1 pseudogene is annotated in these 279 nt (G+C 70.6%); it reads right to left on the reverse strand.

The features are described from left to right. Positions 1–279, reverse strand: a pseudogene (locus tag A9Z05_RS38185) (cell division protein FtsH); the annotation flags it as partial.

Below are 279 nucleotides of genomic sequence, written 5' to 3' on the forward strand. Positions count from 1 at the left end.
GCGCATCGGTCAGCAGCGTGCGCACCTCGTCGTCGATCATCCGCGCGGTGTGCTCGCTGCAGCGGCCGTCGCCCGCATGCCATGCGCCGGGCAGGCCGTGGCGCGCGTCGCCGTCGTCGAACGTCGCGAGCCCGATCTTCTCGCTCATCCCGTACTGCATGACCATGTGGCGCGCCATCGCGGTCGCCCGTTCGAGGTCGTTCTGCGCGCCGGTCGACACATCGCCGAACACGAGTTCTTCCGCCACGCGCCCGCCCAGCAGCGCATCGATCCGGTCGA

This window comes from Burkholderia sp. A2 (genome assembly GCF_001729305.1).
Lineage (GTDB): Bacteria > Pseudomonadota > Gammaproteobacteria > Burkholderiales > Burkholderiaceae > Burkholderia > Burkholderia sola.